Annotated in this window: 13 protein-coding genes; 4 read left to right on the top strand and 9 right to left on the bottom strand. The window is 35.4% G+C overall.

Annotated elements, in window-relative coordinates; translation table 11 throughout:
• The first annotated feature begins 53 nt into the window (after window positions 1-53).
• On the top strand, window positions 54-404 hold the full coding sequence (locus KEM10_RS04330) for a hypothetical protein (protein WP_212213969.1): 351 nt from the start codon (window positions 54-56) through the stop codon (window positions 402-404).
• Window positions 382-1488, top strand: coding sequence for a BamA/TamA family outer membrane protein (locus KEM10_RS04325; protein ID WP_212213967.1), 1107 nt, complete (start codon window positions 382-384; stop codon window positions 1486-1488). Before KEM10_RS04330 ends, KEM10_RS04325 begins: the two co-directional genes overlap by 23 nt.
• 42 nt (window positions 1489-1530) lie before the next feature.
• Here the strand turns inward: KEM10_RS04325 and KEM10_RS04320 are convergent, their stop codons facing one another.
• From KEM10_RS04320 to KEM10_RS04300, 5 genes are all read right to left on the bottom strand, one after another.
• Window positions 1531-2163, bottom strand: coding sequence for a flavodoxin family protein (locus tag KEM10_RS04320; protein ID WP_212213965.1), 633 nt, complete (start codon window positions 2161-2163; stop codon window positions 1531-1533).
• A 90-nt stretch (window positions 2164-2253) separates the two neighbouring features.
• Window positions 2254-3054 carry an SDR family NAD(P)-dependent oxidoreductase gene (locus KEM10_RS04315; RefSeq protein WP_212213963.1) on the bottom strand — a complete coding sequence of 267 codons (801 nt, stop codon included), beginning with the start codon at window positions 3052-3054 and terminating at the stop codon, window positions 2254-2256.
• A 155-nt stretch (window positions 3055-3209) separates the two neighbouring features.
• Window positions 3210-5579: a TonB-dependent receptor gene (locus KEM10_RS04310; RefSeq protein WP_212213960.1), complete on the bottom strand. Its 2370-nt coding sequence runs from the start codon at window positions 5577-5579 to the stop codon at window positions 3210-3212.
• 82 nt (window positions 5580-5661) lie between these two features.
• Window positions 5662-7809, bottom strand: coding sequence for a hypothetical protein (locus tag KEM10_RS04305; RefSeq protein WP_212213958.1), 2148 nt, complete (start codon window positions 7807-7809; stop codon window positions 5662-5664).
• Between the two features lie 229 nt (window positions 7810-8038).
• Window positions 8039-8428, bottom strand: a complete 390-nt coding sequence (locus tag KEM10_RS04300) for a hypothetical protein (protein ID WP_212213955.1) — start codon at window positions 8426-8428, stop codon at window positions 8039-8041.
• 469 nt (window positions 8429-8897) lie between these two features.
• On the opposite strand from KEM10_RS04300, the gene KEM10_RS04295 reads away from it, so the two are divergent.
• Window positions 8898-10052 (top strand): helix-turn-helix domain-containing protein, encoded by a 1155-nt coding sequence (locus KEM10_RS04295; protein WP_212213952.1) that lies wholly within the window; start codon window positions 8898-8900, stop codon window positions 10050-10052.
• A 105-nt stretch (window positions 10053-10157) separates the two neighbouring features.
• Window positions 10158-11609, top strand: coding sequence for a sulfatase family protein (locus KEM10_RS04290; protein WP_212213949.1), 1452 nt, complete (start codon window positions 10158-10160; stop codon window positions 11607-11609).
• Between the two features lie 77 nt (window positions 11610-11686).
• Here KEM10_RS04290 and KEM10_RS04285 read toward each other — a convergent pair whose 3' ends face one another.
• The 4 genes from KEM10_RS04285 to KEM10_RS04270 form a co-directional block, all read right to left on the bottom strand.
• Complete coding sequence (locus KEM10_RS04285; protein ID WP_212213947.1) at window positions 11687-12394, bottom strand: type 1 glutamine amidotransferase; 708 nt, start codon at window positions 12392-12394, stop codon at window positions 11687-11689.
• A gap of 77 nt (window positions 12395-12471) precedes the next feature.
• Complete coding sequence (locus KEM10_RS04280) at window positions 12472-13314, bottom strand: aldo/keto reductase (protein ID WP_212213944.1); 843 nt, start codon at window positions 13312-13314, stop codon at window positions 12472-12474.
• Window positions 13315-13398: 84 nt separating this feature from the next.
• A complete protein-coding gene (locus tag KEM10_RS04275) occupies window positions 13399-13965 on the bottom strand; it encodes a hypothetical protein (protein WP_212213942.1) in 567 nt (188 codons plus the stop codon).
• 530 nt (window positions 13966-14495) lie between these two features.
• Window positions 14496-16595, bottom strand: coding sequence for a S41 family peptidase (locus KEM10_RS04270; RefSeq protein WP_212213940.1), 2100 nt, complete (start codon window positions 16593-16595; stop codon window positions 14496-14498).
• Window positions 16596-16723: the final 128 nt, after the last annotated feature.

Raw genomic sequence — 16723 nt, 5'->3', positions numbered from 1 at the left:
GTTTCTTATCTTACTCAAACCAAAAGTTATTGTTGGATTTGAATTGGGGTGTTATGGGAACTTTGGAGCTTAATTTATTGGGGGATATCAGATTATTATTTCCTATCATTCTGATTTCTATTATCAGTGTTTATTATTTAATAAAATCTCGTGTTTTAGACAGTCTCTTACTGTCCATAGGATCACTGATTAGTCTTTTACTCTTAGTTTATCAAATATTTATTTATCCTGACAATCAACAATCTAGTTACTTCTTTGAAATTTTTATTTCTATCGAAAGACTTCTTGGCATACTTCATGTTATAAGCGCCATTACTTTTATTACCGGTTTTTTAATTCTTATATTAAAGCAAATAAATAAAAAAGAACCATCCATTGAAGATGCAGTTGATAACATTAAATAAATCGTTATTCATTGGAATACTATTAATTTGTATTATCCCTATTAATGTTAAAGGACAGAAAAACATTACTAAAACGATTAATACCATTGATTCTCTGGTTAACAACTCCCTAAGCAAAGATATTGGAGTTGTTCCGGCACCAGTATTTAATCCAACCTTCGGAACAGGTATAGCAGTTGTGCCCATGGCCGTTTATAAGCATAAGAAATTCACTCCTGAAACCAATCCTTCCATATCGCAGGGTATTTTATATACCAACTTGGCCGGTTCATACATAGCGGGTGCCAAACAAACCACTTACTTAAACCGAAATCGCTTTTGGATGGATGCTTATGTAGGTTATGCTTCTATGAAATATCGCTTTTACGATTTCTACTACAACCCGGACAATGATTATACCGATATCCGCTTTAAGGGATTTGTTTCTAATATTTCGGTATTGGCTCTGGTGACAAAATATTTTTACGTAGGACCTATTTTTAGTAGTAATTACATTCAAACTGAAATAAAGAGCAATAATACTATTTCTGACTATGAATGGTTTAACACTCCGGGAGTAAGATGCTCTTATGATAGTCGTGATGACATTTTTTACCCGGTAAAAGGATGGTTGGGATCATTATCCTACACTAAACTGTTTGACACAAAATTAAATCATTATCAATTCGATAAAATCAATCTGGGAATATCCAATTATTATAGTTTGAATGATAATATGGTTTGGGCCAATCGGGTATACACTCAGCTTGGATACGGTACAATTCCTATACATGAAATGGCTTCACCTGGAGCGTCGCCAATTTTAAGAGGATATAGTACCGGAAATTACATCAACTCATCTATAGTTACCCTTCAATCAGAATTCAGATGGATGTTTGCCAAACGATGGGGATGCGTAGGCTTTGGTGGCTATGGATGGTTGTTTGATCAGCCCAATCAAATCAGTGATAATATATCACTTCCTTCGGTGGGTGGTGGATTGAGATACCGTATATTCCCTGCATTTAAAATAAATATGGCCTGCGACATCGCATTCGGTCGCAACAGCCATAGTTTTATTTTTAGTTTATCGGAATCGTTTTAAGTAGACGCGCAAAGAGCTTGCGTGATAGTACACAAACTCATTTTAACGAACCAAATTCATTTTCACTTTCGGTTCTCCTTCAGGTAGCTCATCTTTTTTAGCATGAACAGCTTTAAGCAAGAAAGCCATATTTTTACCTAGAACACGCGCTATTTGAACCCCTTCTTCATCTTTTAATACTTCTCCGGGTGTATTACCATGTAAAATATGCCAATAGTTAGATGATGGCATAAACATTTCGCTGAATTGTAAATACTGATTCATGGTTTGAAGAGCCTGTGTCCCTCCTGTTCTTCTTACCGTTACGATGGATGCTCCAACTTTATGACGAAACAATTTTCCGTTGGCACTGGCCACATAAAAGGCTCTGTCTAAAAACGATTTCATGGTTCCGTTAATATCTGCAAAGTAAACCGGCGATCCCAACAAAATACCATCGGCCTCTTTTATTTTCTGAATGGCTTTATTTAAATCATCACCTTTAATGGTGCATTTCTCATCTTTGTTTTTGGCACAAGCCCCACAAGCGGTGCATCCTGTGTATGCCTGTGACCCCACTTGTATAACTTCAACTTCTATCCCTTCTTTTTCCAATTCATTAGCCACCAGCTGAATGGCATGTGCTGTGTTTCCTTTCTTCTTCGGACTGCCGTTGATTGCAACTACTTTCATCATCAATTTTCACTTTTATTGCCTGCAAATTATAAAAGATAAATCACATCAAAAACAAAGCCATTAATTTATTGCCTAATACTCTTGGATGTTTTAGTGTATACGAGATTTCATCATTTTTACAATGAAATTAGTAGCAAAACGGGGTGCTAAACGATAAATCTTATCCAATATTCGGGCATCTTTACCCACCATTACCCGAAATTTATTCTTTTCTATGGCTTTAATCATTATGGCAGCTGCTTTGGGGGCAGGTAATGTCATGCCGGATGCTTCTTTTGATTGCTCTTCCTTCTCTTTTGTCTCAACACCCGAATTAGACATTATATTGGTATTTACAGCTCCAGGATGAATTATAGTTACATTAACATTGGTTTCCTTCAACTCCGCATATAACCCTTCGGTAAGCAGCTTAACTGCAGCTTTAGACGCTCCGTAAAATGTTTGTCCCGGAAAAGGAATAAAACCTCCCATACTCGAAACATTGGCAATGTGAGCTTCGGGGCGTTTTAAAAGATGAGGCATAAAAGCCTTGGTCATATATAAGGTGCCGTAAAAATTAACGTTCATAATGCGTTCAATGTGGTCGTAATCTAAATCAGCTACATTTATAAATGGCTGAATAATTCCTGCATTATTTATGATTCCATCCACAGCTCCATGCTGTTTGATTACCGCTTTTGGCAATTGCTCAACACTTTGGCGATCGGAAATATTTGTAACATGAACAGAAACATTAGATTCGCCGGCTAATTTGACTGTCTCCTCTAATCCGCTTTCGTTAATATCAACCATTGCTACCTTAGCACCTTTTTGCACTAATTGCAAAGTTAATTCGCGCCCCATTCCGCTCCCTGCTCCGGTAACTACTATTATTTTATTTTGGATTTTCATATTTTACCTATAAATCGTTTAACCAATACTAATCAATAAGAAACAAAATATTTTCATTAAATGTATTTAAGCTGCAGATTAGCTCACTAAAGCATAAAAAAAGAAAGATGAACAATAATGTTCATCTTTCTAAATTATTTATTTTTCTTTAGATGTTAGAATTTAAAGTCTACAGACATTTCGAGTGTTCTTGGACGAATAGCACCCGCTACAATCTTGCGATTTACATAGTTTTGATCAGATGTAATCTGAGCAGCCCCTTGAACAGAGCCTCTAATACCAGCCTGATCCAAAAAGTTGGTAACCTGAAACTTAAGATTCACCTTGCGACTCATACGATACTGTAATCCACCAAAGTTTTCCCACCAAGCATTATATGAAAAAGCGTTGGTTTGATTTCCGTACTGTTTACCGAAGTAACGTAAACTAACCCATGCTTTAAGTTTACCTTTCATCATTGTATAACTTGGGTCAATTTCCAATAATGTTTGAGAAAGCTCCGGAATAATGTTATTACTATAGTCGTATGTAACATTAAACGCACTATAACTAAAGTTACGATATTCAGGTTTTTGCAAAGTAACTAATAAGTGAAGATTAAAATTCTTGAATGGACTGGTAACGATATCTGTTGTCCATCCAAAAGTATTAATATCATAAAAAATAGGATCAAACGCCTGTCTCTCATTTGGATTATCAGGATTGGTAATATTCATACCTTCTGATTTGATTTTATTCTTTGAGATATTAGTTACCTTTGAAACTATGCTTAGTTTCTTGCCTAAGTTGAAGTAAACTCCTCCACTATATAACTGAACATTAGTCTCAAAGTCGTTAGGAACAGTACGTCGTGGTGCATCCTCTCCTTCTCCGGCTATAGGATTACCATTTTCATCGCGCGCTGTAAAATCCCAATAACTATCGTACCATGAATTATAGGTGGCATCACCAACCAAACCAAATTTATCGCTTAGTTTAACAACTGCATTAGCTGTAAATACCTTATTTAGTTTATTATTAAAATCATTCTCAACTAAGGGCTTATCACCGATAATTTCATTAATGTAAGGGTTGTTTACTTCGTGTTTATTCTGATGTTCTAAGCGAACACCTAAACCAAAGTCCAGCCATGATGTAACCCTCATATCATCTGAAAAATAGAATGCTGTTTTCAGGTACTTTGTTTCGTTATAGTCGCCATAACCTGATGCACTTCCCGGCATTAAACCACCATCGGTAATTTGAACATTTCCACCTGGAAATCCGGGGTACAGATAATCCGGAGGAAACAATTGATGATAATCTAATAATTGAGGATTTGCTTCAACTGTATGAATCATCATACCTTTATAAGTTGTCATAGAAGCAGAATTATACTGACTGGTTAATCCAAAGCGTAAACTATGATTATTAACCTTTTTAGTGAATTCAACTCTTGACAACAATGATTTATTTTCCGACTGTGGAATCAACTGATTGTAGGTCCACTGTATGGATCCATCATAAGGCACATCGGTACCATAATAAGTAAACGAAGCTCCCTGTTGCTGATACTGATCAGGATCCATAACCATCAAACTTACAGGAAAAGATGTAAACAAAGGTGTATTCATGTCCTGATACATGGTGGTATACTTTAACTTCCATCCATTATCAAATTTATGATCGCCTGTAATATAAATATTATGTGACTGAGATCTGAACATCTCATCATCAGTCATATCAGCAAAAGCTTTTTCACCGGTCCAGGGATTATAATGAGGATACATACCAGATCTTAAATAATAAGAATCTTTTCCTGGTCGGAAACCATCCATAGCTTCTGTTTCTCCATCTCCCTTGTATACAATTGGGCCATAGTTAAACAAGAAACTTTTATTATCAACATACTTATACAGAAGCCTTACCGAACCTTTTTTGTATTGCTTGGTTATAGCTGCTTTAAATTGTTGAGTCCGATCGTTCCAGGGGGTATACATATGATTGTATCCATTTCCTCTGTCGTAATTTTGATACATACTTAACATGTAACCCCAACCATTTTTATTAAATGGCCCGGTTACGGTTAGGTCATATCTTGAAGATCCAAAACTATTGCTGTAAACATTGGCAAAACCTTTAAACTTTCTACTTGCATCTCTTGAATCTGATTTAACAGCAAAACCCACTTTACCCCAGGTTAAGGCTCCTTCTGAAAAAGAAAGCAGACCTAAACCCTGCAGACTATTATCCATTCTCCATGCTGAAGTAGGAATAGTAGGTACAAAATTAAACACAACAGGAACATCGTTTTCCAGAATTACAATATCGCCCTGAAAAGGTAATCCAATATTCACATTTCGAGGACCTGTATTGTTTTCTGCATTCAGCATCACATTCCGGTTCTTCTCCTCTTTCTTGTTAATCAAAGAATCAACCTGTAAACTCTGATCCTTCGATTTAGCTTTATTTTCCTGTCCATAGGAAATAATCCCATTGGCAATAGAAGCCATAGCTAAACAGGCAATTAATAGATTTTTTTTCATTGAATTTATTTACTGATTTATTAAAAAGTGCATCATTAATAAAGCTTTCATCTTACCTTGAAGATTAAGTTGTGATAACACATTACTCAACAACAACACGTACCCGCCCAAGATTTTGAATGCGGCAAAAAGATGTCTCCTTATCTCCATCTCGCTGTGATACTCCTCTTAAAGCAGGGAAATAAGTTCCTGGTTTATCAAACTTGTATGTTCGTGTAATAGTAAGTTTTGTACCGTCTTTACTTAGCTTTCCTTTTTTCAATTTCTCTGCTACAGGAAAAAGTCCTTTTTCATCAAAATCCCATTCTGCCGCAATTACTTTTCCTGTGCCTGTTGGTACTTCTACAGTAGCCGTAAACGTCACCTTTTCGCCTACTTTCACATCAGCTCGTTTACCACCGTTAGCATGTACTGTAACTACCGGTTGAATACCCATTCTTTCAGAAGCCTCTTCGGGAACCAAAACCTGTGCATCAACAATATTATGATTGGTGGTTGACGGAGGCTGAATTCCTTTTTCAACCCATGCACTTAGATCCCGTAAAGCTTGTTGTAGAATTCCTAAGTAACTAACCGTTCGGGTAGGATCTTTCTGCTTTGAAAAATCACCATGTAACGTATGATCGTTGTACCAAACAACCAGTCGGTCATCTATATTTTCATAATGCTTCGTAGCCTTATTGTAATACCAATCGGCTTGCCACGCATAAGCTTCTTTATCCCACAGGTTTTGTACAATAATCATTTTACCATTAAACTTACCTGTTTGTAATTTTCCGGAAGCAAAACTGCTAAACATAGGACCTAAAAGCATTGGACGCTGGGGATAAAGCGGATTTTCGTCTTCATCACAAAATTGTCGCCAGGCAGGATATTCATCCAAATCATAAGGAACACAATGTCTGTGATAAGATTGAGCCGCCAGGAAATTTGAGTTATCAACCAAAACTTGGTCACCTACATGAATTTTCTTCAAAACATCGGGATTGGCTTTTCCTAAAATCACGATATCATCCTGAATCCTTTTTACAAAAATAGATTTACGTCGTGCGCTACCCGATTTCATGATGATATCACCACCTAAATAATCGTCAGAGTTTACCGGAACAGCCTGATTTAACTGAAAAGCAACAGGCATTTTTGCCTCTTTCTCGTCTAATGCTTTCCAGGCCAAATCGGCAGAACCTCTTTTACCTTTCTTTTCACCGGGTTCTCTTCCAAAATCTAAGCCCAATGCTTTGGCTTCTTTAGCTGTAATTATTTTTTTAATAAAGGTTTTGTGCTGAATACGAGATTCCAAAAGAGATTGCGTTGGATTAGCACCTTCATAGCCTGGCACTTTCCAAAAGTCTTTAAAGTACATTCTGTCAGAAATTACCATTCCGCCATACAAAGCCGCAAAGGCATGAATGCCCATGGTTTCGTAATCGTAAAATGATTTTACCGGAAATCCCATTTTTACAGCTTCTTCCAAAGCTATTTTCTCTTCTTCATTTAATCCGGCATACATATCACCACTACCACCCGGTTCAACAGCATCCAATATTTGAGGAAACTTATCCTTCAACACCCTCATGGCCTGAATTCTTACTGTAAAGGCACTTGGCATAGCCATCGTAGATCCTGTTACAAACGGAACAGCTCCATCCCAGATATCTTCAGTATTTTCCATTCCTCCAATGGTTCGTATCGAACCTCCGCTACCTCCAAAACAATAGCCATAGGGTCTTGTACCCTCATACATTTTAAGGGCAACCGTACGCGAATATTTTGCAGCCGCTGCATTTGCCAGATATCCTCCAATTTCCGGATCGATGTTTTTACCCGGTAATGCCGTAGCATCTTCCCCACCTCCATTAGTCTCAATCAAGTATGCTCCACTCTCAATTGCGAATGAGATTTTGTCCTCTTCTCCTTCATGCCCCTGACAAAGGTATTCGCTATCCGGCACTGGTGTTATATAATGGTAAAACCGTCCTTGATATTGCTCTTTGGGTGGCATATAATATGAGAACCGTAAACCTGTTCCTTTAAATCCACCATGAACATAACGGTGTGGAGTTGGTGTATCGCGCCATTCGTCTACGTCAATAAATGGTTCGTGATAAATAGAATCCAGTTTTGACATGCTTAATTGCAATTCCTTCGAATCACTATTTTCAGCAGCATTTACAGCATGAGAAAAGATCATCGAGTAAAGCAGCAACCCTAATATTAAGAATTTATTCATCTTTTTATTTTTTCATTCAGGTTATGTATAATCTTATCAACTTTAATTCTACCTAGAATTCAATACCTTTCGAGAGGTTAATTATCAGCTATTTTTGAATTAACAATATGACAATAGAAGCCTAATTGATCTAAACAAACAGATAAAGATCAACACCTTAATATTCCCACATATTCATAAATGCTGCTATTTTCCAGCCAGAAGTAAGTTGATTATAAATCAGAGAAGATTATTCTGATTTGTTTTCTTTTAAACGTTTTCCGGTCACATCAAAACTATCTACCATTGTACCTATAATTTGATCGTCACCATCTTCCTCTATAAATAGATAAACACTATATCCATCAGGTGTAACCCAATACATTACTAATCCGCCATCTTCCTCTTCCACTCTGTCAAATTTACTTGGCTCTGTATCACCTTCTGTAATTCCAAGCATTGTTCCACTCCATGCTCCTTGCTCATTTGCCAATGTAACATGTATAATCGCATCTCCTTTAGGTGTATCTTTAATGGTTATCTCCCATTTTCCTACAAAAACTTCACTTTCTGCTGCATTAATTCCTGATGTTAAAGTAAGAGCTATCAGAACGAATAAATAATAAATAGATTTTTTCATAATTAAGTAATTTTTTAAAAGCCAATTGAATGATTTTTGCCTGCTGTTTACTTCGTTAAGTGTTGATACCATCATTCAAATGCACTTTTTTTATTGTTTGTAATTATTAAAATGATTTTTTATAATCTGGATTCCTTTGCTGATTCCATAGGGTAAACCTATTTATTCACAACAGTTAATTCGTTCCGATAAATTAGCCTATTGAAAAGTACGTTTTCCTGCATAAGCATCAGGCGTTCGCATTTATTAGCGCGCTCTAAATCAATTATTAATAAATATTAATAAACTAGTTAGTTAATTTATTATTTTTAACAATAACATGACATTTTTAGCGAATCTCAGGTTTCAGAATGGGAATTTTATGGAAATGAAACAGGTTGTTGATTCAAAATTTTAACTTATTTTTACAAAAAATTAAACCTTTCCTCTCTCGATCACTAATTAACTTTTTGTGTTTTGTAAATGATGTATGTCAACTACAATTATGGGTGAAGCAATTTTGTATTTTGGAATTTCTCAGTCTCTTTTTGCTGCCGTTTTAATGTTTATAAAAAGGCCTTTAAACATAGCTGATAAAATTTTAGGCATTTGGCTTTTAACTTTTTCAATAATGTTTGTTTTTAATTTAGTTAAACTCGATGCCGGTGTTGTTGACAAAGGAGTATGGCCTATTTTTGTAACAATTTCAATTACCTTTCCTTCTTTTCTTTATTTGTATTCAAAATACATTACAAATGTTTATCAAAGCTTTATAAAAACCGATTATCTGCATTTTTTACCTGCCCTTGCCGGATTGATTATTTCTGCCCTGGTTTACGACCCGAAAATTAATAGTATACAAAGTTTTTCAGACCATTATAGTCAGAAAACGATAACAATGGCAATTGTTGCGTTTATATTGTTTGCCTGCATCTTATTTTATGCTGCTAAAGCACATATATTTATACGTCGTTACAGAAAACAAATTCGGGACTTTTACTCTTTCAAATCTCATAGAATTAACCTTAACTGGCTCAGAGTAATCCTCTTTTCTTTTATAACTCTTCACTACCTTATTATACCTATTAGCAGATTTTACCAACACATACCAATTGACTTTAACCTTGATAACTTCCGAAACTTAGCTTACCTGATTTTTGTATACATCATTAGTCTATGGGGATCAAAGCAAAAACAGTTAATTTCCGATCCGATACCGGAACAGATAACTCCCAAAACAGAGAAGGAAGAAGAGGAGAAATCAAACCGATACAAGAAATCGGGATTAAAGGATGATCAGGCTGAACATCATTTGAAGAAACTTATTGACTACATGAACAATTCTAAGGTATGGAAAGATCCGGAATTATCGCTTGCCAAAATATCGGAGGACATTGATATACCAAAGCATTTTATATCGCAGGTATTAAATGAGAAGTTGAAAAAAAACTTTTACACTTTTGTAAATGAATATCGCACCGAGTACGCCAAACAACTTATGATTATGCCACAATACAAAAACTGGACAATTCTTTCGATAGCATTTGAGTGTGGTTTTAATTCTAAAACAGCTTTTAATATCTTCTTTAAAAAACATACCAATATGACTCCTACCGAATATAAAAAGAAGCATACCGGAGAATAATACTCTTTGATGAATAAAATAATCATTAATTTCTGATATTATTTATTACATTTGCCCACGCCTGTAATGTTTACTTCTTTTTAATAATTCCATAATAAACGGAAAATGAAAAGATTTAATTTACTACTGCTATTAGCAGGCATATTCATATTCAGCTCCTGTACAAATACCAATACTAAAGAAACCGAAACAAAAGAAACAACACATCAACAACCTAATTTCATTATTATTTTTGCAGATGATATGGGTTATGGTGATACCGGATCTTTTGGGCATCCTACCATTAATACACCTAATTTAGATCGAATGGCTGAAGAAGGCCAGAAATGGACTAATTTCTATGCAGCGTCGTCAGTATGTACCCCAAGCAGAGCCGGGTTATTAACCGGATGTTTACCAATTAGAAATGGAATGTCGGGTGATGAAAGCAGAAGAGTTTTGTTTCCGGATTCGGATGGAGGTTTACAACAAACCGAAACAACCATTGCTAGAGCCCTTAAAACCAAAGGATATTCAACAGCTTGTTTAGGCAAATGGCATTTGGGTCACCTACCTCAGTACCTTCCGTTAAACCATGGATTTGACTATTTTTTTGGTGTGCCATACAGCAATGATATGGACCGTATAGCCGGCTTAGATCATCAGGAATCGTGTTTCGATCCTAAAGTTGAGTACTTTCAGGTTCCTTTATACCGAAACAATGAGGTGATTGAAAAACCTTTCAATCAAAAAAATATCACAAAAAGATACACTGAAGAGGCCATTCAGTTTATGGATGAAAATAAAGATAATCCTTTCTTTATTTACCTGGCTCATTCCATGCCACATGTACCTTTGTTTGCCTCTGAAGATTTTGATGGAAAAAGTGCAAGAGGAACTTATGGTGATGTTATTGAAGAAATTGACTGGAGTGCCGGACAATTAATGAATGCATTGAAAGAAAGAGGGCTTGATGAAAATACCTTAGTGATATTTACTTCAGATAACGGACCATGGCTTTTATTTGATGAACTTGGAGGTTCTGCCGGCTTATTAAAAGAAGGTAAAGGAAGCACCTATGAAGGTGGTATGCGCGAACCATCCTTTTTCTGGTGGCCTTCAAAAATCAATCAAGGGGTGATAATGGATATTGGTTCTACCCTGGATTTATATCCTACAATCTGTAATTTAGCTGGGGTTGAGATTGAAAACAAAGACAAGATTGATGGATATGATTTATCGCCCGTGCTTTTGAACGAGAAAAGATCAGAACGTAATGAAATATTCTATTACCGGGGAGACGATATATTTGCCATTCGTTTAGGAGACTACAAAGCGCATTTTAAAACACGAGCCGGATATGGTGATGCAAAACCACAGGAGTATAATCCTCCATTATTATACAATTTAAATGTTGATCCATCGGAGAAATACAATATTGCAGCTGAACATCCTGAAGTACTGGATGCAATTATGAAACTAAAAGAGGATCATCTGAATTCATTTGTACCTGCTGAATCACAACTTATGAAAAGAATAAGTAGCGATGATGAGAATTATGGTGATATAAGTTTATAATTTAAACGAAAAAGGGCTGTCATTTTATGACAGCCTCTTTTATTCTGCAGTATATGCTTTATTTTAATACACTTTCATTAAGTATACTTTCCAACTAACCTATCCAAAATAGAGGATAGATATTGATTAGTAGTATTGCATTCTGACAGAGACTTTAAAATAGCTTCCTCGGATTGAATATACTCTTCCGGTACTAATTCTTCTCTGCAATTTTCTATTAAATTTAGTAATGAATCAGGCGTTGATTCCATATGAAACTGCAGTCCCAGTACTTTATTATTAAATAGATAAGCCTGATTAACACAAGCCTCACTTTGCATTAAATGAACCGCATTATCAGGCAAATCAAATGTATCACCATGCCAGTGCATCACAATCATTGATTCAGGGAGATCTTTTATCAACTCCTCTCCTTTCGCAGTGTCCGTTTTAGTAATTGGAAACCAGCCAATTTCTTTCTGTTTGTTGGCATATACCTTTGTGCCCAATGCATCAGCAATAAATTGAGACCCCAAACAAACACCTAGAACTATTTTATCCGCTTCAATGGCCGAATGAATAAATGCCTTCTCAGCTTTTAACCACGGATAAACATCCTCATCGTAAATACCCATTGGGCCACCCATAACCACTAGCATATCAAAGTCGTCTATTGCCGGAAATTTGGCCTCCTCATACAAAAGCGTTGATGTTAAAGGATAATTCCGCTCGTTAGCCCAGGTTTCGATGTAACCCAATCCTTCAAAAGGAACATGCTGTAAGTAATGGATGCGTATGGTTTTCATAGTATTTAGTGTGTTAGTTTTCCCCGATAGCTATCGGGGAAATGTAAACTAAAAAACGAATGCCAAGATAGCAAAAATCAAACCTTATCGGGCCAAATATTGGGCAACTCACCACTGAATCCCATTTGAGGTAAACCATCTATCGTATTCATTTCATCAGTGGTTAATTCAAAATCCAACAAATCTAAATTATCAATTATTCTTTGATTGGTTGTTGATTTGGGTATGGCCACCACATCGTGCTGAATAATCCAACGTAAACAAACCTGAGCAATTGTTTTATTGTATTTTTTAGCCAGAGATTGAAGTAATTCATTCTGAAACACTTTTCCTCTTGCCAATGGCGACCATGCTTCCACAACAATACCCTGTTGCTGACAATACTGTACCAAATCTTTTTGCCAATATCCCGGATGAAACTCAATTTGATTTACAGCAGGTTTAACTTTTGCTGTTGTAAATAAAGCCTCTAAGTGTTCCTGAAAAAAATTACTCACTCCAATAGATTTAATCTTGCCTTCTTGCTGCAACTCTTCCATGGCACGCCAGGTATCAGCATTTGCCTTTTGCCAGTCGTTGTAGTTTTTAGCATTGGCTGGCCAGTGTATCAGATATAAATCGATACAATCCAAACCTAATTTTTGAAGTGATAATTCGAATTCTTCTTTGGCTGATTTATACCCCAGACATTCGCGCCACAATTTGGTGGTTACAAAAACATCCTCACGTGCAATACCGCTCTTTGCAATGCCTTTGCCTACCGCTTCTTCGTTATGATAAAAGGCTGCTGTATCAATCAGTTTATATCCGTTTTGAAGTGCAAAACTCACAGCTTCAATTCCTTCTTGTTCGGTTGATTTATAAGTTCCAAATCCCAATGCCGGAATATGGTTTCCGTCGTTTAATTTAAAATTCTGCATATTTTTTTATCAATGTATTATTAATCTTACAAACCAATGAATTGATTGTTTAGGAATAGATCCCTATTAGTTCTTTAACCATCATTACAATTTTACTTTTATCCCAAACGGGAAAAAAGTAAATGCATAGAATTTATTAAAATGATCGATACTCATGGGTGAATAATAAACCCTGTTTGTCGGTAAAAGAATAATTAATGGAGAGGTTTCGAGATAGATTTGTTTTGATAGTTTGAGATTTAAAGTAATACTGGCATTAAAACTTAATCCAAAACTATCATGATCGTCCCAATTAGTATGCAATGCCCCCATGCCGGCTCCAGCCATCCAAAAAAGTCGATCGTTTACCACACCCAATTTGTAATAGCCATTTACATGGAACAAGCTATTATTGCTGTTGAGTTCGTGCAATTGATCTGTTATGGCAAAACCTAAATGCCTCGAATGCTCGTAAGAGATTCCATAATACCAGTTATTCTTAATCTGTTTTTGGTACTCAAAATAGGTACGAACACCCAACGAATTATAGCCATCAATTAACAAACCGCTTTGAATAGTCAGGTAATCGTTTCTATTCGACTGCTGCAGGCTTTGAGAGTTAACATGTACACCAATTAGTAGAAGGAGTGTCAGGATGGTTAATGGTTTCATATAACAGGTTAAAGTGTATAATCCAAAAATAACTATTTCTCTGTATTTACATTATTGTTTATGTTATCAATTAATATTCTGGTTCCGATTGATCATATTTTGTTTGAAGCTTATGCTTTTCATTTATTTCCATAATTTTTTGGCTCGGAGGCGCCGTTAAATGATAAGTTGGTGACCGGAAATGAAAAATTCATGACCTTGAGCCATTTATTTGTGACCCAGAATGAAAAGTTGGTGACCTTGAGTCATTTTTTTGTGACCCGGAATGAAAAGTTTATGACCCTGAATCAAAATTTTGTGACTTTAAATCATTTTCTGAGATCCGGAATGAAAAGTTGGTGACCTTAAACCATTTTTTACTTCTGGAAATAAAAAGCATATGACTTTGAACTATTTATTGGTGACCGGAAATGAAAAGTTTATGATGTTGAGCCATTTTTCGATGACCCTAAATGAAAAGTTTATGCCCCGAATGAAAAATTTGTGATTTTGGGTCATTTGAACATATTACACAATAAAAAAAACTGTAACTAACTAAAAAGTTTAGTTTTGATATAGAATAGAAATCCACCTATCAGTATGAAACCAATAATAGCGATTGTAATTATATTCGATTTCCAATTATCATGATTAACATTCATATCTTCTTTTTGCATGATCAGTTTCAAAGTAAAATCCATAATAGGATCGGACTGATTATATGCTTCATCATAGGTCCAGTTAATCTGATAATCGGGCAATACACCACTTCCCCAAGGAATAGTTGAATTTATTTCATCATCAAAAATGATCTTTACCAATGGTATTTTCAAATCCAATCTAGTATTCTTTAGTCGTATTGTAGCACTTTTATACGCATTCATCTGATAATAGCATGAACCGGTTTCGCGCCCTATAATGGTTCCTCTTTTATATTTATGAACCAATGCCGGGAATAACGTGGCTGCCGAATACGAATTTTCGTTGGCTAATACATATACATCCCCCGTAAAATGAATACTATCGTGAGGCATTGATACCCGATTATTCAAATGGTAATAACCTTCTTTGCCTTCAATTCTTTTGTAATCAGGAAATAGATGAATGGTATCAATACCCATATAAGATTGTACATGTTTTAGAAAGTTAAACTCAGAATTGCTTTTGACCATTGAACCATACTGAATTTTGTAGGGATTGTTAGCCAACATCGAATACAATAGATTATAAGAATTATTACCCCCCCAATTATCACGCACATCAATAATTAAGTTTTTATAATTTGCTTTACATATTTCATTCATTTTAATACGAAGACTATCATGACCAACCTGATCTAAAACAAACGAATTAACTCTAAAATACACCGTATTTGAATCCACTTCTGAAACCGACAGGTTCCTCATTTTAGATTTATCAGTCCAGGGAAGAATATTTTCCATTGTTTTGATGTATTCCTTTGATCGAAATGCACAATCTAATTTTATGTTGGTACTATCCGAAAAACTTATGGTAATGGAATCACCTTCCTGATAATTTGCATAATCATTATAATACTTGATACTGTAATAAACCAATTTCATCCAATCAAATTTACTTTGACCATATCCTTCTATTTTGAATGAACCTGCTGGTGTGGGGACTTTTTGTAGAATTTCAGAAATAGAATCATTATTAATCATTACAATTTCTTTACCCAATAAATCTTTATATTCCAATGCCGCTCTGTAAACAATGGCTCTGTTTTCGCAAATTCCAAAATAAATTGGCAAATCAATACGTCCTTTAAAGGGTTCTTTTTTAACTTTTTCGCTACTGAATAAAAAACTATGCGAATCTCGTATTGAATCTACCACTGGTTGTATTAATTCCTTAAAGTCACCGGATGACATGGGGTGGTCAATCTTTTTACGGATCTGCGCGAAAATTAAATCCATTTTCTCTTTAGAATTGTAATCGTATAAACCCGGATGGCCTTCTTCCAATGATTCCTGAAAAACAGTATAATCCTCGAGTAATTCCACAACTGATAATTCAGATTTTAATGGTTCAGGTTTGTATGGTTTAAAAGAAGATCGAATACCAAAGGGTTTCATTGGGTCATCAGCTTTACCGTTTAAGCTTACTGAAAATAAAATATGAGGTTCATATATCTCTTTATATCCATATCCAACCATACCAATGGTGTCTCCTTTTTGAACGAGTTCGCCTGTTTTTAACCATTTATAAGGGCGTACTCCACTTATCCAATAATTTAAGCCTTTACCGCAGGAAACCCCAATTGTTAGAGAAATGTATTGCTCCAGATAGTTGCCTTTTGAAGATAATTCTTTACGTAGTCTTTTATCAAACTCCTTCAAACTATCTCCATCAGGTCCTCCATGATGAAAACTCATACTGTTAGTCAGCGAATTAGAATATCTATAAAAATAACGTATAATAGTGCCATCAACAGGAGCAATTATAGGTGTACCTTCTGGAGCACCTATAAATATGTTTTCATAGTTTTTCTCTTGCCTGATATAATCTTCAGGTTGAAACAGAATATTTTCTCCTGCTTTTTGTCCGACTATTGGCCATTGCCAGTTAGGGTCTTGAGCTAATAATAGACTAAAATGAAATACGAAACTAAAGGTTAAGAATAATTTCATGGATTTTAGATTAAAATGCGTGTAAGCACCTAGAGGATAGCAACGCTAAAATATAATAATAAATATTAATTAACTATTTATTTGATAATTAATTAGAAAAAACTAAGCAATATGGTTGTCCTAATTAA

Source organism: Carboxylicivirga linearis, from assembly GCF_018271995.1.
Classification (GTDB): Bacteria; Bacteroidota; Bacteroidia; order Bacteroidales; family Marinilabiliaceae; genus Carboxylicivirga; species Carboxylicivirga linearis.
The sequence above is the reverse complement of the archived record's forward strand: the minus strand, read 5'-3'. Positions and strand labels throughout refer to the sequence as shown.

What these genes read in the sequence shown, in the direction of transcription:
- KEM10_RS04330 (WP_212213969.1), top strand. Translation starts at nt 54, where the DNA reads ATGGGAACTTTGGAGCTTAATTTATTGGGGGATATCAGATTATTATTT.
- KEM10_RS04325 (WP_212213967.1), top strand. Translation starts at nt 382, where the DNA reads ATGCAGTTGATAACATTAAATAAATCGTTATTCATTGGAATACTATTA.
- KEM10_RS04320 (WP_212213965.1), bottom strand. Translation starts at nt 2,163, where the DNA reads ATGATGAAAGTAGTTGCAATCAACGGCAGTCCGAAGAAGAAAGGAAAC.
- KEM10_RS04315 (WP_212213963.1), bottom strand. Translation starts at nt 3,054, where the DNA reads ATGAAAATCCAAAATAAAATAATAGTAGTTACCGGAGCAGGGAGCGGA.
- KEM10_RS04310 (WP_212213960.1), bottom strand. Translation starts at nt 5,579, where the DNA reads ATGAAAAAAAATCTATTAATTGCCTGTTTAGCTATGGCTTCTATTGCC.
- KEM10_RS04305 (WP_212213958.1), bottom strand. Translation starts at nt 7,809, where the DNA reads ATGAATAAATTCTTAATATTAGGGTTGCTGCTTTACTCGATGATCTTT.
- KEM10_RS04300 (WP_212213955.1), bottom strand. Translation starts at nt 8,428, where the DNA reads ATGAAAAAATCTATTTATTATTTATTCGTTCTGATAGCTCTTACTTTA.
- KEM10_RS04295 (WP_212213952.1), top strand. Translation starts at nt 8,898, where the DNA reads ATGTCAACTACAATTATGGGTGAAGCAATTTTGTATTTTGGAATTTCT.
- KEM10_RS04290 (WP_212213949.1), top strand. Translation starts at nt 10,158, where the DNA reads ATGAAAAGATTTAATTTACTACTGCTATTAGCAGGCATATTCATATTC.
- KEM10_RS04285 (WP_212213947.1), bottom strand. Translation starts at nt 12,394, where the DNA reads ATGAAAACCATACGCATCCATTACTTACAGCATGTTCCTTTTGAAGGA.
- KEM10_RS04280 (WP_212213944.1), bottom strand. Translation starts at nt 13,314, where the DNA reads ATGCAGAATTTTAAATTAAACGACGGAAACCATATTCCGGCATTGGGA.
- KEM10_RS04275 (WP_212213942.1), bottom strand. Translation starts at nt 13,965, where the DNA reads ATGAAACCATTAACCATCCTGACACTCCTTCTACTAATTGGTGTACAT.
- KEM10_RS04270 (WP_212213940.1), bottom strand. Translation starts at nt 16,595, where the DNA reads ATGAAATTATTCTTAACCTTTAGTTTCGTATTTCATTTTAGTCTATTA.